General features: G+C 73.7%; 19 protein-coding genes. 13 read left to right on the plus strand and 6 right to left on the minus strand.

Going from position 1 to position 19,925, the window contains the following annotated elements; translation table 11 throughout:
• Positions 1 to 20: 20 nt before the first annotated feature.
• Positions 21 to 551, minus strand: coding sequence for a PadR family transcriptional regulator (locus OG956_RS26760; protein ID WP_330340546.1), 531 nt, complete (start codon positions 549 to 551; stop codon positions 21 to 23).
• A 90-nt stretch (positions 552 to 641) separates the two neighbouring features.
• On the opposite strand from OG956_RS26760, the gene OG956_RS26765 reads away from it, so the two are divergent.
• Positions 642 to 2,018, plus strand: coding sequence for an MATE family efflux transporter (locus OG956_RS26765; RefSeq protein ID WP_330340547.1), 1,377 nt, complete (start codon positions 642 to 644; stop codon positions 2,016 to 2,018).
• Here the strand turns inward: OG956_RS26765 and OG956_RS26770 are convergent.
• The gene (locus OG956_RS26770; RefSeq protein ID WP_330340548.1) at positions 1,948 to 3,183 is read right to left on the minus strand and encodes a glycosyltransferase family 87 protein; all 1,236 of its coding nucleotides are present in this window, start codon (positions 3,181 to 3,183) and stop codon (positions 1,948 to 1,950) included. The genes OG956_RS26765 and OG956_RS26770 overlap by 71 nt on opposite strands.
• Positions 3,184 to 3,348: 165 nt before the next feature.
• Here OG956_RS26770 and OG956_RS26775 point away from each other — a divergent pair, with 165 nt between their 5' ends.
• Positions 3,349 to 4,491, plus strand: coding sequence for a glycosyltransferase family 4 protein (locus tag OG956_RS26775; protein ID WP_330340549.1), 1,143 nt, complete (start codon positions 3,349 to 3,351; stop codon positions 4,489 to 4,491).
• A 548-nt stretch (positions 4,492 to 5,039) separates the two neighbouring features.
• On the opposite strand, the gene OG956_RS26780 is transcribed toward OG956_RS26775, so the two are convergent.
• Complete coding sequence (locus OG956_RS26780) at positions 5,040 to 6,836, minus strand: AMP-dependent synthetase/ligase (protein ID WP_330340550.1); 1,797 nt, start codon at positions 6,834 to 6,836, stop codon at positions 5,040 to 5,042.
• Positions 6,837 to 7,132: 296 nt separating this feature from the next.
• Here OG956_RS26780 and OG956_RS26785 point away from each other — a divergent pair, with 296 nt between their 5' ends.
• The 7 genes from OG956_RS26785 (at position 7,133) to OG956_RS26815 (ending at position 13,622) form a co-directional block, all read left to right on the plus strand.
• Positions 7,133 to 7,930, plus strand: a complete 798-nt coding sequence (locus tag OG956_RS26785) for a metallophosphoesterase family protein (protein ID WP_330340551.1) — start codon at positions 7,133 to 7,135, stop codon at positions 7,928 to 7,930.
• 111 nt (positions 7,931 to 8,041) lie between these two features.
• Positions 8,042 to 8,485 (plus strand): SRPBCC family protein, encoded by a 444-nt coding sequence (locus OG956_RS26790; protein ID WP_330340552.1) that lies wholly within the window; start codon positions 8,042 to 8,044, stop codon positions 8,483 to 8,485.
• 44 nt (positions 8,486 to 8,529) lie between these two features.
• Positions 8,530 to 9,705, plus strand: coding sequence for an ArsA family ATPase (locus OG956_RS26795; RefSeq protein WP_330340553.1), 1,176 nt, complete (start codon positions 8,530 to 8,532; stop codon positions 9,703 to 9,705).
• 60 nt (positions 9,706 to 9,765) lie between these two features.
• Positions 9,766 to 10,266, plus strand: coding sequence for a DUF5304 domain-containing protein (locus tag OG956_RS26800; protein WP_330340554.1), 501 nt, complete (start codon positions 9,766 to 9,768; stop codon positions 10,264 to 10,266).
• A gap of 67 nt (positions 10,267 to 10,333) precedes the next feature.
• Positions 10,334 to 11,287 (plus strand): ROK family glucokinase, encoded by a 954-nt coding sequence (locus OG956_RS26805; protein ID WP_330340555.1) that lies wholly within the window; start codon positions 10,334 to 10,336, stop codon positions 11,285 to 11,287.
• Positions 11,288 to 11,384: 97 nt separating this feature from the next.
• Positions 11,385 to 12,137 (plus strand): endonuclease/exonuclease/phosphatase family protein, encoded by a 753-nt coding sequence (locus OG956_RS26810; RefSeq protein WP_330340556.1) that lies wholly within the window; start codon positions 11,385 to 11,387, stop codon positions 12,135 to 12,137.
• 114 nt (positions 12,138 to 12,251) lie between these two features.
• A complete protein-coding gene (locus OG956_RS26815; protein WP_330340557.1) occupies positions 12,252 to 13,622 on the plus strand; it encodes a serine hydrolase domain-containing protein in 1,371 nt (456 codons plus the stop codon).
• 50 nt (positions 13,623 to 13,672) lie between these two features.
• On the opposite strand, the gene OG956_RS26820 is transcribed toward OG956_RS26815, so the two are convergent.
• The 3 genes from OG956_RS26820 to OG956_RS26830 all read right to left on the minus strand — a co-directional run bounded on the left by OG956_RS26820 (position 13,673) and on the right by OG956_RS26830 (position 15,797).
• The gene (locus OG956_RS26820; RefSeq protein WP_330340558.1) at positions 13,673 to 14,389 is read right to left on the minus strand and encodes a TetR/AcrR family transcriptional regulator; all 717 of its coding nucleotides are present in this window, start codon (positions 14,387 to 14,389) and stop codon (positions 13,673 to 13,675) included.
• A 66-nt stretch (positions 14,390 to 14,455) separates the two neighbouring features.
• Entirely contained in the window at positions 14,456 to 15,025 is a 570-nt protein-coding gene (locus OG956_RS26825) for a hypothetical protein (protein ID WP_330340559.1), read from the minus strand.
• Positions 15,018 to 15,797 carry an alpha/beta hydrolase gene (locus tag OG956_RS26830; protein WP_330340560.1) on the minus strand — a complete coding sequence of 260 codons (780 nt, stop codon included), beginning with the start codon at positions 15,795 to 15,797 and terminating at the stop codon, positions 15,018 to 15,020. The genes OG956_RS26825 and OG956_RS26830 overlap by 8 nt, the downstream gene beginning before the upstream one ends.
• Before the next feature lie 186 nt (positions 15,798 to 15,983).
• Between OG956_RS26830 and OG956_RS26835 the strand changes: the two genes are divergently transcribed.
• The 4 genes from OG956_RS26835 (at position 15,984) to OG956_RS26850 (ending at position 19,906) form a co-directional block, all read left to right on the plus strand.
• Positions 15,984 to 16,712, plus strand: a complete 729-nt coding sequence (locus OG956_RS26835) for a lysophospholipid acyltransferase family protein (protein ID WP_330342957.1) — start codon at positions 15,984 to 15,986, stop codon at positions 16,710 to 16,712.
• A 177-nt stretch (positions 16,713 to 16,889) separates the two neighbouring features.
• Entirely contained in the window at positions 16,890 to 18,068 is a 1,179-nt protein-coding gene (macS, locus tag OG956_RS26840) for a MacS family sensor histidine kinase (RefSeq protein ID WP_330342958.1), read from the plus strand.
• A complete protein-coding gene (locus OG956_RS26845; RefSeq protein ID WP_330340561.1) occupies positions 18,065 to 18,742 on the plus strand; it encodes a response regulator transcription factor in 678 nt (225 codons plus the stop codon). Before macS ends, OG956_RS26845 begins: the two co-directional genes overlap by 4 nt.
• 135 nt (positions 18,743 to 18,877) lie before the next feature.
• The gene (locus OG956_RS26850) at positions 18,878 to 19,906 is read left to right on the plus strand and encodes a 6-phosphofructokinase (protein WP_330340562.1); all 1,029 of its coding nucleotides are present in this window, start codon (positions 18,878 to 18,880) and stop codon (positions 19,904 to 19,906) included.
• Positions 19,907 to 19,925: the final 19 nt, after the last annotated feature.

Here is a 19,925-nt window from a genome sequence, read left to right on the forward strand (position 1 = left end):
CGACGCGTCCCGGCAGCGGATCAGCAGGCCTTCTCCAGCGTCTCGATGGCCTCCCGCAGCCAGGCCCGCTCCGCCTGCCCCGTGGCCCGGGCGACCCGCAGCATGCCCTCGCGGAACAGGTCCCCGGCCTCCTCGGCGCGCACCGGCTCCCCCTTGCGGTAGAAGAAGCTCGCCGGGGTCTGGAGGAACTCCAGCCGGCGGCGCAGCACCGCCGCCTGGGCGGCGGGGTCGTCCAGGTGCCGCAGGAAGGCCAGGAGCGTGTTGAAGCGGACCTGGTCGGTGATCTCCGCCTGCTTCGGGTCGCGCAGCCGCGCGAGCAGCTCCCGCCGGCCCTCGGCCGTCAGGGACAGCACCCGGCGCGGGGCGGCGCTCGCGCCGTCCTCGGTGCGCTGGTCGAGCAGTCCGGCGGCGACGAGCCGGTTGATGGCCGGGTAGAGCGCACCGTCGCTGACCGGGCGGACATGGCCGCTCAGCGCCTTGATGCGCTCCTTCAGCTCGTACCCGTGCAGCGGCTCCTCGGCGAGGAAGCCCAGGATCGACAACTCCAGCACGCGGTCTCCTCCTTGCAGCGGTCCCTGGGGCCATGCTACCTCTTATCGAGCTACCTCGTTTCGATGTAGCTCGATAAGAGGAGTGGCTCCGTGAACGCCCACCGCAAGCAGCTCATCGCCCTCGCCCACCCCGTCTACCTCTCCCTGCTCGCCTCGGTGGCCTCCGGGATCATCAACACCGTCTGGGTCTCCCGGCTCGGCGGCGCCGCCGTCGCCGCCGTGGCCGTCGCCACCAACACGGAGAACGTGCTGCTCGGCGTCGCCCTGGTCTTCGCCTCCGGTACGACCGTGCTGGTGGCGCACGCCCGAGGAGCCCGGGACCCGTCCGCCGTACGCGCCGCCGTACGGGGCGGCTGGGCGCTGTGCGCGCTGGTCACCCCGCTCGTCGCGGCCGGCGGGTTCCTGCTGCGCGGGCCGCTGGCCGCCCTGGTCCTCGGCGGCGGCGACGGCACGGCCCCGCACCTGGCCACCGCCTACTTCGCCGTCTCCCTGCCCGGCATGACCGTCTTCTTCGCCCAGCAGCTCGTCGACGGCATCCTCAAGGGCGCCGGCGACACCCGCACCCCGATGCGCCTGGCCCTGCTGGCCAACGGCCTGATCCTGCTGTGCGACCCCCTGCTGATCCACCTCTACGGTGTCCGGGGCGCCGCCGCCTCCATCGTGCTGTGCCGCGGCGTGGCCCTCGCGGCCGGCCTGCGCGCCCTGCGCCGCGACGCCGTGCTGCGGACGGCCGCCGCGGCGCCGCCCGCCGCGCCCGGGCCCGCCGCCCTGCGCCGCACCCTCACCACCGGCCTGCCCATGTCCGCCGACTTCACCGTGCGCCAGAGCGGGGCCCTGGTGCTGGTGGCGATCGTGGCCCGGCTCGGGGTGACGGCGGTGGCCGCCTACGCCATCGCCTACAAGGTCATGTACCTGGCCACCATGGCCTTCTACGCCGTCCGGCAGGCCGCGGCGATCCACACCGCGCACACCCGGGGCGCCGGCGCGGACGCGCGGCGGGACATCGGCCGGCAGGCGGTGCTGGTCTCCGGGACCCTCGGTCTCGCCGCCTCCGCCCTGTTCGCCGCGACGGCCCCCTGGATCATGGCGGCGTTCGGCGCCGGACCCCAAGTCGCCCACCAGGGCGCGCTGTTCCTGCGCTGCATAGGCCCCTATCTGCTGCTGATGGCCTGCTTCATCGCGCTCGGCGGAGTCTTCGAGGGCGGCGGCGGGGCGCCGGCGCTGCTGCGGGTCACCCTGCTGGGCACGGCCGTCCAGCTGCCCCTGGCGTACGCCCTCGGCGGCCTCGGCCTGCCCGGCGTCTGCCTGGCGCTGGCGCTCGCGATGGCCGTGCAGTGCGCCGCGGTGGCGGCGCTGCCCGGGCGGGCCGCAAGCCCCAAGGCGCCCGGCCGCCGGGTCAGGGGGAGACGGGGGCCTGACGCGACCGGGCGGGCTCGGGCGGCAGGGGCGCGGCGGGGGCCGGGGTGACGGTCGAGCGCCACAGCCGGCGGGCCGCCGTGACCGAGGCCGCGACCAGCAGGCCGTTGCGCAGCACCAGCAGCAGCACCCCGTACCCGTCGCTGACCACCACATGGCCGAAGCCGATCGGGAACTCCAGGACCGTCAGGAAGGACGCGGCCACCACCATCAGCGCGGGCGCGCCCATCCGGCTCGCCCGGTACGACACGCACACCGCGGCCAGGCCGACCAGCCACACCATGTACTGCGGGCTGATCACCCGGCTGGTGACCGTGAACAGCAGCACCGCCGTGAAGGCCGCCTCCGCGAGCGTGTGCGGCGCCCAGCGGGTCGCGCGCAGCCGCCACAGCAGCAGCCAGCCGAACCCGAGCACGGTCAGCGCCAGCGCGGCCGCGCTGACCTGCTCCACATGCGGGCCGACGAACTCGATCGACCCGTAGTTCAGCAGCACCTGTCCCCGCCAGCCGAAGTGCCGGGCCACATGGAAGACCAGGGCGCCGAGCGACTCCACCTCGGTGCCCCGGTCCCGCTGGAAGGTCAGGAAGGCGAAGGCGCCCGGCATGGTCACCGAGAACAGCGCGGCGAGGGCCGACGCGGTCACCGCCGCCGACCACCACGCCCGCCGCCGCACGGCGCCGGCCAGCAGCAGCGCCGGCCACACCTTCAGCAGCGCGCCGAACGCCGTCAGCGCGCCCATCGCCCTCGGATGCCGGGCCCCGGCGAGCAGCGCCGCCACGGCCACCGCGGTCACCATCACGTCGTAACGGGCGTACACCGTCGGGCCGAGCAGCGGCACGCCCGTCACCCACACCCACACACCGCGCGAGGAGCGGCCGGGGCGCCGGTGCGCGGACAGCAGCAGCACCAGGACGACCGCGTCGGCGAAGAACGCCAGCAGGAAGAAGGCGTGCTCGTACGACAGGAAGGGCAGCACGGCGGGCGACAGGACCGGGAGGGCGGCGGCCGGCGGGTACTGCCAGGTCACGTCGTCCAGCGGGAACGTGCCCTGCCGCAGCACCTCGTACCAGCCCCGGTAGGTCACCGACACGTCGGAGGTGACGTCCAGGTCCGAGAAGGCGTACACCCGGAAGACGAACAGCAGCAGCAGCGTCCGGGTCGCGGCCCAGGTCGCGAGCAGCCAGGTCAGGGACCGCCCGGCGCCTTTGGTCTCCACGTGATCCCCTTGCCGTCCGATTCCCGTGCCGATCGCTTCGGCGCCGCCTCGCGGCACCATGATGGCGTGCCCGGCTGTGGGCATGCCACAGACTCGGCCGCGGCGGACCCCGTACCGCCCGTTCGATCCCGGCCGGGCAGGGCCCGTTCGGTAGGGTCGGCGGCGATGCACAAGACCCTGATCGTCACCAACGACTTCCCGCCCCGGCCGGGCGGCATCCAGGCCTTCCTGCACAACATGGCCCTCCGCCTGGACCCCGGCCGGCTGGTCGTGTACGCCTCCACCTGGAAGCGCGGCCGGGAGGGCGCCGAGGCCACCGCCGCCTTCGACGCCGAGCAGCCCTTCACCGTCGTACGCGACCGTACGACCATGCTGCTGCCGACCCCGCAGGCGACCCGGCGGGCGGTGGGGCTGCTGCGCGAGCACGGGTGCACCTCGGTCTGGTTCGGCGCCGCGGCGCCGCTCGGCCTCATGGCCCCGGCGCTGCGCAAGGCGGGCGCCGAGCGGCTGGTGGCCACCACCCACGGCCACGAGGCCGGCTGGGCCCAGCTGCCCGCCGCCCGGCAGCTGCTGCGCCGGATCGGCGAGTCCACGGACACCATCACCTATCTGGGTGAGTACACCCGGTCCCGCATCGCCGCCGCGCTCACCCCCGAGGCGGCGAGCCGCATGGTGCAGCTGCCGCCGGGGGTGGACGAGAAGACCTTCCACCCCGGCTCCGGCGGCGAGGAGATCCGCGCCCGCCTCGGCCTGACCGACCGCCCGGTGGTGGTCTGCGTCTCCCGGCTGGTCCCCCGCAAGGGCCAGGACACCCTGATCCAGGCGATGCCCCGCATCCTCGCCGCCGAGCCCGGCACCGTCCTGCTCATCGTCGGCGGCGGCCCCTACGAGCGGGACCTGCGCCGGATGGCCGCCGAGACCGGCGTCGCCGGTTCCGTCCGCTTCACCGGCGCCGTCCCCTGGTCCGAACTCCCCGCCCACTACGGCGCCGGCGACGTCTTCGCCATGCCCTGCCGGACCCGGCGCGGCGGCCTGGACGTGGAGGGCCTGGGCATCGTCTACCTGGAGGCGTCGGCGACGGGACTGCCGGTGGTGGCGGGCGACTCGGGCGGCGCACCGGACGCCGTCCTGGACGGCGAGACGGGCTGGGTGGTCCGGGGCGGCGACCCGGCGGCGGCGGCCGACCGCATCATCCCCCTGCTCCAGGACCCCGAGCTGCGCCGCAGGATGGGACAGCGGGGCCGGCAGTGGGTGGAGGAGCGCTGGCGCTGGGACCTGCTCGCCGAGCGGCTGAGGAACGTGCTGTAGGGCTACGCCGGGCAGGGATTGGGCTCCGCCGGGCAGGGCGTTGGGTTTCGCCCGGCAGAGCGCGGGTTTTCGCCGGGCAGGGCGCGGAGTTCCGCCGGGCGGGGCGCCGGGCTTCGCCCGCAAGGGCGCGGGGTTCCGGGCGGGGCGCCGGGCTTCGCCCGCAAGGGCGCGGGGTTCCGCCGAGCTCCGCCTGCTGGGGTGCGAGGCTCGCTGGGCAGGGCGTCGGCCTCCGCTGGGCAGGGTGCGGGGCTTCCCGGGCAGGGCATTGGGCTCCGCCCGGTAGGGCGTTGGGTTTCGCCCGGCGGGGCGCGGGGTTCCGCCGAGCTTCGCCCGCTGGGGCGCGAGGCTCGCTGGGCAGGACGCGGGGCTTCTCCGGCCAGGGCATTGGGCTCCGCCCGGCAGGGCGCGGGTTTTCGCCGGGCAGGGCATTGGGCTCCGCCCGGCAGGGCATTGGGCTCCGCCCGGCAGGGCGCCGGGCTTCGCCCGCAAGGGCGCGGGGTTCCGCCGGGCGGGGCGCCGGGCTTTGCCCGGTAGGGCGCCGCTCTGCCCTACTTGGCGTAGAGCGCCTCGATCTCGTCCGCGTAGTCCTTGGCCACCACGTTCCGCTTCAGCTTCAGCGACGGGGTCAGGTGGCCCGACTCCTCCGTGAACTGCGACGGCAGAATGCGGAACTTCCGCACCGACTCCGCCTTCGACACCGCGGCGTTGCCGTCGTCGACCGCCGCCTGGATCGCCGCGATCAGATCCGGGTCGTCCTTCAGCGACGCCGCGGTGGAGCCGGCCGGCTTGCCGTGCTCGGTGGCCCAACGGCCCAGGAACTCCTCGTCGATGGTGACCAGCGCGCCCACGAACGGCCGCCCGTCGCCCACCACCATGCACTCCGCGACCAGCGCGTGCGCCCGGATCCGGTCCTCGATCACCGCGGGGGCGACGTTCTTGCCGCCCGCCGTGACGATGATCTCCTTCTTCCGGCCGGTGATCCGCAGATAGCCGTCCTCGTCCAGGGTGCCGATGTCCCCGGTGTGGAACCAGCCGTCGGCCAGCGCCTCCGCGGTCGCGCCCGGGTTGTTCCAGTACTCCTTGAACAGGTGCTCGCCGTGCAGCAGCACCTCACCGTCGTCCGCTATCCGCACCACCGAACCCGGCAGCGGCTGCCCGACCGTGCCGATCTTCTGCCGGTCCCACGGGTTGAACGCCGTCGCCGCACAGGACTCGGTCAGGCCGTAGCCCTCCAGCACCGTGAAGCCGATGCCACGGAAGAAGTGGCCGAGCCGCTCGCCCAGCGGGGCGCCGCCGGAGATGGCGTACTCGCCCCGGCCGCCGAGCACCGCGCGCAGCTTGCTGTAGACCAGCCGGTCGAACACCTTGTGCTTGAGCTTCAGGCCGAACGACGGGCCCGACGGGCTGTCCAGCGCCTTGCTGTAGGCGATCGCGGTGTCCGCCGCCTTGTCGAAGACCGCGCCCTTGCCGTCCGCCTGCGCCTTGGCGCGCGCCGAGTTGTACACCTTCTCGAAGACCCGCGGGACGCCGAGGACCAGCGTCGGCCGGAACGCGGCCAGTTCGTCGGTGAGGTTCTTGATGTCCGGGACGCAGCCCAGCTTGATCGGCGCCATCATCGGCGCGATCTGCACCAGCCGGCCGAAGACATGGGCGAGCGGCAGGAAGAGCAGCACCGAGCACTCGCCGGTACGGAACAGCGGGCGCAGCCGCTCCACGATGTTGCCGCACTCGGCGAAGAAGCTGCGGTGGGTGAGCACACAGCCCTTGGGGCGGCCGGTGGTGCCGCTCGTGTACACGATGGTGGCCGGGTCGTCGGCCTTGGCCAGCGAGCTGCGCTCCTCGACCGTCTCGTCCGACACGTCCTGCCCGAGCCGCACCAGCTCCTCCACGCCGCCGGCCTCGATCTGCCAGACGTGCTTGAGGGCGGGCAGCGACTCGCGCACCGACTCCACGGCCGCCGCGTGGCCCGCCAGCTCCACGATGCAGGCGGTGGCGCCCGAGTCGGACAGGATCCACTGCACCTGCTCGGGCGAGCTGGTCTCGTACACCGGCACGGTGACCGCGCCCGCGCTCCAGATGGCGAAGTCCAGCAGCGTCCACTCGTAGCGGGTGCGGGACATCAGGCCCACCCGGTCGCCCGGCTGCACCCCGGCCGCGACGAGGCCCTTGGCGGCGGCGTGCACCTCGGCCAGGAACGCCCGGGCCGTCACGTCCTGCCAGACACCGGCCACCTTGCGGGCGATGACGGCGACGTCGGGATGCTGCGCGGCGTTTCTGCGGACGATGTCGGTCAGATTGCCGTCCGCAGGGACCTCGTACAAAGCCGGAAGGCTGAACTCGCGCAAGACTGCTGCTCCTCATAGGGCGCCGGCGCCACGACACTGTGTGATGCGACGGTGCGGTCCACGGCTCGGGCAGGTGCTCGGGAATTCAGCTGTTGAAATCCAGAGCACGACTGGACTGCCCGGACGTTACCCGCCGGTATGGCGTCTACGACAGGGGGTTCCGCCGAGATGTTCGCTGCGTCACACGCGTGGGCGTTCCTTCGCGCACAGTAGTCCACGGCCGAACCGACCGGCGAGTAACCGCAGGCCGGACCGACACTGTTCACGCAGATCCCACAGGCCTACGCTTGATCGCCATGGCATCCACACGCCCCGGAAACCGAAGGACGCGCGTCCACGTGGTCAGCGACGTGCACGGCAACGTCCGCGACCTGGCGCGGGCCGGCGAGGGGGCCGACGCCCTGATCTGCCTGGGCGACCTGGTGCTCTTCCTCGACTACGCCGACCACTCGCGCGGCATCTTCCCGGACCTGTTCGGCAAGGAGAACGCCGACCGGATCGTCGAGCTGCGCACCGCCCGGCGGTTCGAGGAGGCGCGGGAGTTCGGCGCCCGGCTGTGGGCGGGCATCGGCGCGGACCGGGCGTCGGCCATCGAGAAGGCGGTGCGCAAGCAGTACGCCGAGCTGTTCGCCGCGTTCCCCACCCCGACGTACGCCACCTACGGCAACGTCGACATGCCGCCCCTGTGGCGGGAGTACGCCGGCCCCGGCACCACCGTCCTCGACGGCGAGCGGGTCGAGATCGGCGGCTGGACCTTCGGCTTCGTCGGCGGCGGGCTGCGCACCCCGATGCGCACGCCGTACGAGATCGGCGACGAGGAGTACGCGGCGAAGATCGAGGCGGTCGGCGAGGTCGACGTGCTGTGCACGCACATCCCGCCGGAGGTGCCGGAGCTGGTGTACGACACGGTCGCCCGCCGCTTCGAACGCGGCAGCCGCGCCCTGCTGGACGCCATCCGCCGCACCCGGCCCCGCTACGCGCTCTTCGGCCATGTCCACCAGCCGCTCGTGCGCCGTATGCGCATCGGCGCGACGGAGTGCGTGAACGTCGGCCACTTCGCCGGGACGGGCCGGCCCTGGGCGCTGGAATGGTGAGAACCGGGACATCGGGTGAAGGCGGCAGGTCGGCGGCGCGGTAGCCTTCACGCTGCACACACGTGCGCACGACGACCTCTGTACCGGCCCGCATCTGGAGGAGCCACGGCGATGGCGGAACACACCAGCTCGAGCATCACCATCGAGGCGGCACCGGCCGACGTCATGGGGGTGATCGCCGACTTCGCCCGCTATCCCGACTGGACCGGTGAGGTGAAGGAGGCGGAGGTCCTCAAGACCGATGACCAGGGCCGTGCCGAGCAGGTCCGCCTCGTCATGGATGCCGGCGCCATCAAGGACGACCAGACGCTGGCCTACACCTGGACCGGCGACAACGAGGTCTCCTGGACCCTGGTCAAGTCCCAGATGCTGCGCTCCCTCGACGGCTCCTACATCCTCAAGCCCACCGGCCCGTCCACCACCGAGGTCACCTACCTCCTCACCGTGGACGTCAAGATCCCCATGCTCGGCATGATCAAGCGCAAGGCGGAGAAGGTCATCATCGACCGCGCGCTGGCGGGCCTGAAGAAGCGCGTGGAGTCGGGGCAGAAGTAGTCGCTCCCGTTTGAACCCCGCGCACGGCGGTACCGTTCACCCCCATGCGCACCATCCTGATCACGGGCCCGGGCGGCGGCGGTCGTACCACGATCGCCGCCGCCACCGCGCTCGCCGCCGCCCGCGAGGGCGCCCGCACCCTCCTGCTCGGCGCCGACCGCACCGACACCCTCGGCGCCGCGCTGGGCTCCGCGACAGGACCGGCGCCGCACGAGGCCGCGCCGCACCTCACCGTCTGGCGGCCCGACGCCGCCGAACGCTTCCGCGAGGACCTCACCGCCTTCCAGGACCGCGCCGCGAACGTCCTCGACCTGCTCGGCGCCGCCCGGCTGGACGCCGAGGAGGTCACCCCGCTGCCCGGCGCCGAGGAACTGTCCTTCCTGCGCGCCCTCCGGGACGCGGCCCTGTCCGAGCGGTTCGACCTCCTCGTCGTGGACCTCCCGCCGCAGCCGCAGGCCCTCGCGCTGCTCGGCCTGCCCGAGGAGCTGCGCCGCTATCTGCGCCGTCTGCTCCCGCCCGAGCGGCAGGCGGCCCGCGCCCTGCGCCCGGTCCTCGGGCGGCTGGCCGGCGTGCCGATGCCGTCCGACTGGCTGTACGAGACGGCGGCCCGCTGGGACGTCGAACTGGCCGCCGTCGAGGCCGTCCTCACCGACCGGGACACCGTCGTACGCCTGGTCGCCGAGCCCGGCCCGGCCGGCGCCGACGCCGTGCGGACCGCGGGGCTCGGCCTCGCCCTGCGCGGCCTGCGCACCGAGGCCCTGATCGCCAACCGCACCCTGCCCGAGAGCACCCCGGACAGCTGGCTGTCCTCCCTGCTCGCCCAGCAGCGCAAGACGCTCGCCGACTGGCAGGAGCAGCCGTACGACGTCCATCCCGTGCCGCACCTCGGGCGCGACCCGCGCGGCGCCGACGACCTCGCCGCCCTCGCCGTACCCGGCGTCAAACCAGCGCCCGCCCCGGTCGAGTGGCCCGTCGAGGACCGCAGGAGCGAGGACGGCGTGCTGGTCTGGCACATCCCGCTGCCCGGCGCCATACGGGACGAGCTGGACCTGATCCGGCGCGGCGACGAACTCGTGATCAGCGCCGGCCCGTTCCGCCGGATCGTCCCGCTGCCCTCCGCCCTGCGCCGCTGCGGCGTCGCCGGCGCCGGCCTGCGCGAGGGCGAGCTGCGCATCCGGTTCGCCCCGGACCCCGACCTGTGGCCCGCGACCGGACGGTGATGATCCGGGTGCGGCCGTTCGGGTAACGTCGTAAAGGCGAACCGTAGTCAGGAGTCCGCCATGAGCGAAGAGCGTCCCGCATCCGACTCGCCCGAGGAACACGCGGAACAGGGGCGGGCGACCGACGCCGACGCCTGGGCCACGGCCTGCGCCGAGGACCTCGCCGCCGAGAAGGCCCGCCGCCGCGCCGAGCACGGCCCGCAGCCGGGCTCGGCCGCCGAGGAGCTGAAGAGGCTCGTGGACACGGTGGCCGAGAAGCTGTCCGGTCTGCAGTCACCGGTCCTCGGCGGCCTCGCCGGACCCGCCGCCCAGCAGGTGGTACGGCAGGTCGTCCAGCAGGCCAAGGCCGCCGTCGAGCCCGTCATCGACCGCAACCCCGAGGTCTTCGACCATCTCGCCGCGGCCGGCAGCGAACTGCTCGCCGCCTACCGCTCCGCGGTCCAGGCCCAGGAGCGCCGCTGGACCGCCCGCACGGCCGACGACCTCACCCGCGAGGATCCCGGCGGCCGGCGCGACGGAGGCGAGGGCACCGGCCCGGGGGAGCGCATCGACCTGGACTGAAGCCCTCCCACGGCGGGGCCTCGGGTACGGTTGGCCGTAGCGGGGCTCGACCGAAACTGAGGGATTCATGGGACTCACCATCGGCGTCGACATCGGCGGCACCAAGATCGCGGCCGGCGTGGTCGACGAGGAAGGCAACATCCTCTCGACCTTCAAGGTGCCGACCCCCACCACGCCCGAGGCCATCGTGGACGCCATCGCCTCGGCGGTGGAGGGTGCGCGCGCCGGGCACGAGATCGTCGGCGTGGGCATCGGCGCGGCCGGTTACGTCAACCGCCAGCGCTCCACGGTGTACTTCGCGCCCAACATCGACTGGCGCAACGAGCCGCTGAAGGACAAGGTCGAGGCCCGCGTGGGCCTCCCGGTCGTGGTCGAGAACGACGCGAACGCCGCCGCCTGGGGCGAGTACAGGTTCGGCGCCGGCAAGGGCCACCGCAACGTCATCTGCATCACGCTCGGCACCGGCCTCGGCGGCGGCATCATCATCGGCAACAAGCTGCGCCGCGGCCACTTCGGCGTCGCCGCGGAGTTCGGGCACATCCGGATGGTCCCGGACGGCCTGCTGTGCGGCTGCGGCTCGCAGGGCTGCTGGGAGCAGTACGCCTCCGGCCGCGCCCTGGTGCGCTACGCCAAGCAGCGCGCCAACGCCACCCCCGAGCGCGCCGAGGTGCTGCTGGCGCTGGGCGACGGCACGCCCGACGGCATCGAGGGCAAGCACATCTCCGTGGCCGCCCGCCAGGGCTGCCCGGTGGCCGTGGACTCCTACCGCGAGCTGGCCCGCTGGGTCGGCGCCGGCCTGGCCGACCTGGCCTCCCTCTTCGACCCCTCGGCGTTCATCGTCGGCGGCGGCCTCTCCGACGAGGGGGAGCTGGTCCTCGACCCGATCCGCAAGTCCTACAAGCGCTGGCTGGTCGGCGGCAACTGGCGTCCCGTGGCCGATGTGATCGCCGCCCAGCTCGGCAACAAGGCGGGCCTGGTGGGCGCGGCGGACCTGGCGCGGGAACCCGACCCGATCATGTGAGGGACGCTCACCACAGCAGGCGCGCAGGGGCGCGGGGACGATCCTCGCGCCCCGAGCTGTCGGATGCCCCGCCCCGGGGACGTCGTACATTGACGGCATGGCAACCCCGCTGCTCCCCAACTCCCGTACCGAGCCGGACGGTGCCGCCGTCATCCGCGTCCTGAGCTACAACATCCGCTCGATGCGCGACGACACCCGGGCCCTGGCCAGGGTGATCACCGCGTGCGCCCCCGACCTGGTCCTGATCCAGGAGGCCCCCCGTTTCTTCCGCTGGCGCAAGAAGCTGGCCCGGCTGGCGGCGGCCTCCGGCCAGGTCGTCCTCACCGGCGGCGCCACCGCGGCGGGCCCCGCGATCCTGTGCTCGCTCCGGGCCACCGTGGAGCGGACCGAGGACGTGCTGCTGCCCCTCACCCCCGGACTGCACCGGCGCGGCCTCGCCACGGCGGTGGTCCGCTTCGGCGGCGCCCGCCTGGGCGTGATCAGCTGCCATCTGAGCCTCGAGGCGAACGAGCGGTACGAGCAGGGCGGCATGCTCCTCGACCGGCTGGCCGGACTCGGGGCGGAGCACGCCCTCGCGGGCGGCGACCTGAACGAGGGCCCCGGCGGCCGGACCTTCCGCCGGCTCTCCGCGAGCCTCCAGGACTGCCGGGCCGTCGCCCCCTGGGGCGGCGACGCGACCTGGCCGCACAGCGACCCGCCGCGGCGCATCGACGCCGTGTTCGCGACCAAGGGCGTCGAGGTGCTCGGCTGCGGGGTGCCCCTGGACCAGCCGGGCGTCACCCGCGCCGACCTGACGGCGGCCACGGACCATCTCCCGGTCCTCGCCGCGGTGCGCGTACCCGCGGCGTGAAACCCGCTTGAACTAAGTACAGGAAATCCCTTGTGCGTCCTCGGCAGCCCCGCCTACAGTCTGCCTTGTACTTAGTTCAAGTCATCAGGCGCATGTGCCTCGAGGGGGAGCCCGATGTCCGGGAAGCAGGAGCAGCTGGCCGCGTTCGTGGAGACGGCGGCCGAGGAGCACGGGGTGGCGGGAGCCGCCGTCGCCGTGCTGGCCGACGGCGAGGAGACGTATGCCGCGTGGGGCGTGACGAACGTCGAGCACCCCCTGCCGGTCGACGAGCGCACCCTCTTCCCGGTCGCCTCGGTGAGCAAGACCTTCACGGCGACCGCGCTGATGCGCCTGGCCGAGCAGGGCAGGCTGGACCTCGACGCGCCGGTGCGCCGGTACGTCCCGGAACTGCGCCTCGCCGACGAGGGGGCCGCCGCCCGGATCACCGTGCTGAACCTGCTCAACCACACGGCGGGCCTGGACTGGAACCTGGTCGACGCGGACGAGGGCGACGGCTCGCTCGCCGCGTTCGTCGCCCGGCTGGACCGGCTGCCGCTGATCGCGCCGCCGGGGGCCCGCGCGTCGTACAGCCAGGCCGGTTACAACCTGCTCGGCCGGGTGGTGGAGCACGTCACCGGCCTGCCGTTCGAGAAGGCGGTCGCCGGCCTGCTGCTGCGGCCGCTGGGCCTCGCCGACACCGTCTTCGACCTGGACGACGTCGTGGTCCGCCGGTTCGCCGTGGGGCACAACCGCGCCGCCGACGGCACGCTGACACCCGCCCGGCCCTGGAAGTCCTGGCGGGCCGGTCTGCGCGGCAACAACCCGGGCGGCGGGATCGTCTCCTCGGCGAGCGACCTGCTGCGCTGGGCGCGGTTCCAGCTGGGCGACGGGGAGGGCCTGCTGCCCGCCGGCACCCTGCGCCGCATGCGGGAGCCCACCGTCGCACTGCGGGGCAGCACGCTCGGCGACGCCTTCGGCATCTGCTGGTTCCTGCGGGACGTGCAGGGCGTGCGCACGGCCGGCCACGGCGGCTCGGGCAACGGCCAGTTCGCCGAGCTGCTCCTCGTCCCCGGGCGGGACGTCGCCGTCGTCTCGCTGGCCAACTCCGGCCCGGACGGCTACCAGTTCAACCAGGCGGTGCTGAAGCGGGCGCTGGAGCTGTTCGTCGGAGTGGCCGAGCGGGAGCCGGAGCCGCTGCCGTACGACGAGGAGCGGGCGCGGGAGGTCGTCGGGCGGTACCGGATCGACGCCATGAACCTCGACATCGCGGCGGACGCCGGCCGGCTCACGCTGGCGGTCGGCATCAGACCGGGGATCCGGGCGGCCTCGGATGCGCAGATGCCGCCGGACCATCCGGCGGCGGAAATCGGCTTCCTGCCGGGGGACGGTGACGAGTACGTCGTGACCGAGGGCGGCCTGAAGGGCCAGCGGGGTTTCTTCTCCCGCGCGGCCGACGGCACGGTGACGGGCGTCGACCTGGCGGGACGCCTCTTCCCACGGGCCTGATCCGCCGTGTCCGCGCAGCCCCCGGGCGGCCTGCCGCCGCGAGGCGCCTCTCAGCGAACGGCGCCCGGAGCCGGTCGGCTGGTGCCGGACGCGGTGCCGCCCCCGGCCGGCCGCAGCCCCGCCAGCAGTGCCCGCAGCCCCTCCGCGTAGCTCCCGTCCGGCGCCCCGGCGTACTCCGTGGCCGCCCCCGTGCCCAGGCGCGCCCGCAGGCGCGGGAACGCCTCCGCCGCCCCGGACGCCTCGGCGAGCGTCTCCCTGAAGCGTTCCTCGGGGTCCTCACCGGCCCGCCGGAACCTCCGGGTCAGGCAGGCGGCGGCGGACGCGCCGAGCGCGTTGCCGAGGACGTAGGTCACCACCGCACCGGCCGCCCGGTCCGCCTCCTGTGCCGTGAACCCGGCCGTCTCGAAGACTCCGAGGAGATGGTCGTCGTAGCGGGCCTTGCCGGCGCCCCACAGCAGATGCGAGCTGATCGCCTGCACGAGCCACGGGTGCCGGAGCAGCATCTCGCGCAGCCGGCCGGCCATCGCCGTGGCCGTGCTCCGCCAGTCCTCGGGGTCGAGCGGCGGAAGCTCGACCTCCTGCCACACCCGGTCCGCGGCGAGCAGTACGAGGTCGTCCTTGTTCTTCACGTGCCAGTAGACGGCGGTCGCCGCGGCCCCCAGCCGTTTGCCCAGGCTGCGCATGTTCAGCCCTTCGAGGCCCTCCTCGTCCAGGAGGCGCACGGCGGTCCGGACGATCTGCTCCTGGGTGAGGGTGTCGCGCGGCATGCGCTCACGATAGGTGAGCCGGCCGGGACCTGTACAAAGTTCAGACCACGGTGGCGGCGCCGGCGGTCACACCACGGCGCCCCGGCCCGGGTCGTCGTCCTCGTCGTCGTCCGTGCGCATCCGCATCACCAGCGTGGCGAAGCCGCCGAGGAAGCCGCCGACGCTCAGGGTGGTCAGCCACCAGGTCATGTCCCAGCCGAGCAGCATCGCCAGCAGGACCAGCACCGGTCCGCCCACGACGCCCAGCCAGGCGAACTTCGCGGTGGTGTCGGCGTCCGGCAGCGGCGGCGGCTCCGGCGGCACGAAGTGACCCTCGTCGTCCTCGTCGAAGTCGTCCTCGGAGGGCTCGGGCGGGGTGTGGTCGCGCGGGCCGACCCCGGGCGCGAAGGAGACCGAGCTGCCCAGCGGCGGCCGCACCGGCGCCTTGTCGGCGGCGTCGCTCTCGGCGTCCTGCTCCGGCTCCGGCAGCGCCAGGTCCTCCACCGGCCTGAAGGGCGCGGCCCCCGGCGGGTCCGGCGGTTCCTCGCCGTACCCCGCGACGATGGCCCGCCAGGCGGCGTCCTCGTCGAAGGGCGGGTTCTGCTCGTCCGGCTCGCGGCCCTCGCGGCCTTCGCGGTCGGACTCGTGCTCAGCCACCTGCGGCCGTCCCTTCCTTGCCGAGAACGGGTGCGAGCCGGCCCATGAAGCCGAGGCTCTCCTCGAAGATCCGGTCCGCATCCACGTCCAACGTCGCCACGTGGTAGCTGTGTTCCAGCACGATCTCCGTCACGTCCGTGGACGAGACCCGGCTCAGCACCCGGGCCGAGTCGGCCGCCGGGACCACGTGGTCCCGGGCACTGCGCAGCAGCAGCAGCGGCTGGGTGACCTGGGGCAGCTCGACGTCCAGCCGGCGCAGGAACACGCGCAGCGAGTGCGCGGCGTGCAGCGGCACCCGGTCGTAGCCCAGCTCGGCCGCGCCCTCCTTCGCTATGTCGCTGGCGATGCCCTTCGTCGTGCGCACGAGGTGCCGGGCCACCGGAAGGGCGTACGCCGACAGGCCGTGCACCTTGTTCGCCGGGTTGACGAGCACGACGCCCTGCACGCGCTCGCCGTGCCGGGCGGCCAGCCGGAGCGCCAGCGCGCCACCCATCGACAGGCCCGCCACGAACACCCTGGAGCAGCGCTCGGAGAGCATCCGCAGCTCGCGGTCCACCTCCGCGTACCAGTCCTGCCAGCTGGTGACCTGCATGTCCTCCCAGCGGGTGCCGTGTCCGGGCAGCAGGGGCAGCGACACGGTCAGGCCGTGCGCCGCGTGGTGCTCCGCCCAGGGGCGCAGCGACTGGGGCGAGCCGGTGAAGCCGTGGCAGAGGAGGACCCCCACCTCCCCGCCCTCGTGGCGGTACGGCTCGGCTCCGGGGAGGACCGGCACCTTCGACGCTCCTGTTCCTGAAGATGCCCCCGCCGGTGGCCGGCGCGGGCGTGAGGGAAACGTGCGGATGTGCTTCACCGTACGCGACCGCACTGACACCGACCAGGGTCGTCGGGTGCTTTGACGGTCCCGCGGGTTAAGGTCTGTTCGACGGAAACAGGAGGCACGCGGGTGTTGTACGGCACGATGAAGGTCGCCATCGGGGGGCCGCTGAAGGTCGCCTTCAGACCCTGGGTGGAAGGCCTGGAGAACATCCCGGCCGAGGGGCCCGCCATACTGGCGAGCAATCACCTGTCCTTCTCGGACTCCTTCTTCCTGCCCGCGGTGCTGGACCGCAAGGTCACCTTCATCGCCAAGGCGGAGTACTTCACGACGCCCGGGGTGAAGGGCCGGCTGACCGCCGCGTTCTTCAAGGGCGTCGGACAGCTCCCGGTGGACCGCTCCGGGGCGCGCGGCGCCGGTGAGGCCGCGGTCAGGAGCGGCATAGAGGTGCTGGAACGCGGCGAGCTGTTCGGCATCTACCCCGAGGGCACCCGCTCGCCCGACGGCCGCCTCTACCGGGGCAAGCCCGGCGGCCTCGCGCGCGTGGCCCTCGCCACCGGCGCTCCGGTCATCCCGGTGGCGATGATCGACACCGAGAAGATCCAGCCGCCCGGCAAGGTGGTGCCGAAGCTGATGCGGCCCGGCATCCGCATCGGCAAACCGCTGGACTTCAGCCGCTACCACGGCATGGAGCACGACCGCTTCGTCCTGCGCGCCCTGACCGACGAGGTCATGTACGAGATCATGAAGCTCTCCGGTCAGGAGTACGTCGACATGTACGCGACCGCCGCCAAGCGGCAGATCGCGGAGGCGGCGAAGGCGGCCAAGGAGGCCGAGAAGAAGGACGCCGAGAAGAAGAAGGCTGAGGACTAGCGAGGGCCCGCAGCAGGGGCCGGGGGGACGGGGGACATGGCCGAGCGCGAGCACGACGCGGCCGCGGGGCGCGTCGACGGCGCCAGGACGCGCCTGCGCGGGCGCGAGGGGCCGGGAAAGGCCGGCCGCTCCGCGGACCGCGGCGCGGGAGCCGGCCGGCCGGCTCCCGCGCCGCGGATGTCGGTCGAGCTGCCGCTGTGGCGCGCGCTCACCGGCTACCGCGTCCTGACGATGGTGTACGCCATCGGCCTGTGCGCCGGCGCGTACTCCCACTTCGCACGGCCCTGGATCGCCGTCGCCTACTACGCCGTCCTGGCGGTGTGGACCCTCGCCACCCTGCCCCGGGTGCGGAACGCGGCGAGCTGCACCAAGGGCTTCCTGGCCGCCGACCTGGCCGTCGCGCTCCTCGGCATCCTGCTCACCCCGCTCGCCGACAGCCACCAGCGGATCGCCGGCGGCGGCCCCACCCTGCCGTCGATATGGACCGCCGGCTCGGTGCTGGCCTTCGCCCTCAAGGGCGGCTGGCGCTGGGCGGCCGTCGCCTCCACCGGCGTGGCCGCCGCCAACCTCGTCGAGCGCGGGCAGCCCGCCCGGGACACCGTGCACAACGTGATCCTCGTCTGGGTGGCCTCGATCGCCATCGGCTACGTCGTGGAGGTCGCCCGCGCCTCCGAGCGCACCCTCGCCCGCGCCCTGGAGATCGAGGCCGCCACCCGGGAGCGGGAGCGGCTGGCCCGGGACATCCACGACGGGGTGCTCCAGGTGCTGGCGATGGTGCAGCGGCGCGGCGCGGTCATCGGCGGCGAGGCGGCGGAGCTGGGCCGGCTCGCGGGGGAGCAGGAGGTGGCGCTGCGCACCCTGGTCTCCGGCGGCCTGGCGCCGGCCTCCCGGGTGACGCAGGACGCCGCCGGGGCCGTCGTGCACGCCGTCGGGGAATCCGGCGACGAGGGACCGGTCGACCTGCGTTCGCTGCTGGCTCCCCATGCGTGCGCCCGGGTGAGCCTGGCCGAGCCCGGGGCGCCGGTCGAGCTGCCCGGGCCGGCCGCGCGGGAACTGGCCGCCGCGGTCGGCGCCGCCCTGGACAACGTGCGCAGGCACGCCGGGGACGGGGCCCGAGCCTGGATCCTGGTCGAGGACGAGCCGGACGAGATCGTGGTGACCGTCCGGGACGACGGCCCGGGCATCCCCGAGGGCCGGCTCGCCCAGGCCGAGGGGGAGGGTCGGCTGGGCGTGGCCCAGTCGATCCGGGGGCGGCTGCGCGACCTCGGCGGCAGCGCCGCACTCGTCTCCGTGCCCGGACAGGGCACGGAGGTGGAACTGAAAGTACCGAAGAACGTGAAGGCGGGGCGTCGATGAGCGAGCAGCGGGACCCGATCAAGGTCATGGTGGTGGACGACCACCCCATGTGGCGCGACGCGGTCGCCCGGGACCTGACCGAGTCCGGCTTCCACGTGGTCGCGACGGCCGGCGACGGCGAGCAGGCGGTCCGCCGCGCCAAGGCCACCGCCCCCGACGTCCTCGTGCTGGACCTCAACCTCCCGGCCAAGCCCGGGGTCCAGGTGTGCAAGGAACTGGTCGGCCACAACCCGGCGTTGCGGGTCCTCGTGCTGTCCGCGAGCGGGGAGCACGCCGACGTGCTGGAGGCGGTGAAGTCCGGCGCGACCGGCTATCTGCTGAAGTCGGCCTCCACCGAGGAACTGCTGGACGCCGTGCGCCGGACCGCCGCCGGCGACCCGGTGTTCACGCCGGGCCTCGCCGGACTCGTCCTCGGCGAGTACCGCAGGCTCGCCGCCGAGCCGGCGCCCGCGCCCGGCACGGACGCACCCGGCGCGCCCCGGCTGACCGACCGGGAGACGGAGGTGCTGCGGCTGGTCGCCAAGGGCCTGAGCTACAAGCAGATCGCCGAACGCCTGGTCATCTCGCACCGCACGGTCCAGAACCACGTGCAGAACACCCTCGGCAAGCTCCAGCTGCACAACCGGGTCGAGCTGGTGCGGTACGCCATCGAGCGCGGCCTCGACGAGGAGTAGCCCCCGGCCCGCTCCGGCCCGGCCCGGTCCGCCGGGAGGCAATGCCCCGAAATCACCCGTCCCGCCCCTCCCGGTGTGACCTGAATCACCATACCGTGACTCTCTGTCAGGGAACCGCGGTGAAGGGACATTTCCATGCGGGTGGGAGTACTGACCGGAGGCGGCGACTGCCCCGGGCTCAACGCCGTCATCCGGGGCATCGTCCGCAAGGGCGTGCAGGAGTACGGCTACGACTTCGTCGGCTTCCGGGACGGCTGGCGGGGTCCTCTCGAAGGCGCCACCGTCCCTCTCGGCATCCCCGCGGTGCGCGGCATCCTGCCCCGCGGCGGCACCATCCTGGGCTCCTCGCGCACCAACCCCCTCAAGGAGGAGAACGGCATCCGCCGGATCAAGGACAACCTGGCCAAGCTGGACGTCGAGGCGCTCGTCGCCATCGGGGGCGAGGACACCCTCGGCGTCGCCGCCCGGCTGTCCGACGAGTACGGGGTGCCCTGCGTCGGCGTCCCCAAGACGATCGACAACGACCTGTCCGCCACCGACTACACCTTCGGCTTCGACACCGCCGTCAACATCGCCACCGAGGCCATCGACCGCCTGCACACCACCGCCGAGTCCCACATGCGGGTGCTGGTGGTGGAGGTGATGGGCCGTCACGCGGGCTGGATCGCCCTGCACTCGGGCCTGGCCGGCGGCGCCAACGTCATCCTCATCCCCGAGCAGCGCTTCGACGTGGAGCAGGTCTGCGCCTGGGTCACCTCCCGCTTCCGGGCGTCGTACGCGCCGATCGTGGTCGTCGCCGAGGGCGCCATGCCGAAGGACGGCGACATGGTGCTCAAGGACGGGTCGCTCGACTCCTTCGGGCACGTCCGGCTCTCCGGGGTCGGCGAGTGGCTGGCCAAGGAGATCGAGAGCCGCACCGGCAAGGAGGCCCGCACCACGGTCCTCGGCCACGTCCAGCGCGGCGGCACGCCCAGCGCCTTCGACCGCTGGCTCGCCACCCGGTTCGGGCTGCACGCCGTCGACTGCGTCCACGACGGCGACTTCGGCACGATGGTCGCCCTGCGCGGCACCGACATCGTCCGCGTCCCCCTCGCCGAGGCCACGGCCAGGCTGAAGACGGTGGACCCGAAGCTGTACGCGGAGGTCGGGGTGTTCTTCGGCTGACCGCCCGTCCCGGGCCCGG

The organism is Streptomyces sp. NBC_00557 (genome assembly GCF_036345995.1).
Lineage (GTDB): Bacteria > Actinomycetota > Actinomycetes > Streptomycetales > Streptomycetaceae > Streptomyces.

Excerpts from the sequence above, each read along its gene's own strand:
- OG956_RS26775 (WP_330340549.1), top strand. The coding sequence starts at position 3,349 with ATGCACAAGACCCTGATCGTCACCAACGACTTCCCGCCCCGGCCGGGC.
- OG956_RS26785 (WP_330340551.1), top strand. The coding sequence starts at position 7,133 with ATGGCATCCACACGCCCCGGAAACCGAAGGACGCGCGTCCACGTGGTC.
- OG956_RS26790 (WP_330340552.1), top strand. The coding sequence starts at position 8,042 with ATGGCGGAACACACCAGCTCGAGCATCACCATCGAGGCGGCACCGGCC.
- OG956_RS26795 (WP_330340553.1), top strand. The coding sequence starts at position 8,530 with ATGCGCACCATCCTGATCACGGGCCCGGGCGGCGGCGGTCGTACCACG.
- OG956_RS26800 (WP_330340554.1), top strand. The coding sequence starts at position 9,766 with ATGAGCGAAGAGCGTCCCGCATCCGACTCGCCCGAGGAACACGCGGAA.
- OG956_RS26805 (WP_330340555.1), top strand. The coding sequence starts at position 10,334 with ATGGGACTCACCATCGGCGTCGACATCGGCGGCACCAAGATCGCGGCC.
- OG956_RS26810 (WP_330340556.1), top strand. The coding sequence starts at position 11,385 with ATGGCAACCCCGCTGCTCCCCAACTCCCGTACCGAGCCGGACGGTGCC.
- OG956_RS26815 (WP_330340557.1), top strand. The coding sequence starts at position 12,252 with ATGTCCGGGAAGCAGGAGCAGCTGGCCGCGTTCGTGGAGACGGCGGCC.
- OG956_RS26820 (WP_330340558.1), bottom strand. The coding sequence starts at position 14,389 with ATGCCGCGCGACACCCTCACCCAGGAGCAGATCGTCCGGACCGCCGTG.
- OG956_RS26835 (WP_330342957.1), top strand. The coding sequence starts at position 15,984 with ATGAAGGTCGCCATCGGGGGGCCGCTGAAGGTCGCCTTCAGACCCTGG.
- macS (WP_330342958.1), top strand. The coding sequence starts at position 16,890 with ATGTCGGTCGAGCTGCCGCTGTGGCGCGCGCTCACCGGCTACCGCGTC.
- OG956_RS26845 (WP_330340561.1), top strand. The coding sequence starts at position 18,065 with ATGAGCGAGCAGCGGGACCCGATCAAGGTCATGGTGGTGGACGACCAC.
- OG956_RS26850 (WP_330340562.1), top strand. The coding sequence starts at position 18,878 with ATGCGGGTGGGAGTACTGACCGGAGGCGGCGACTGCCCCGGGCTCAAC.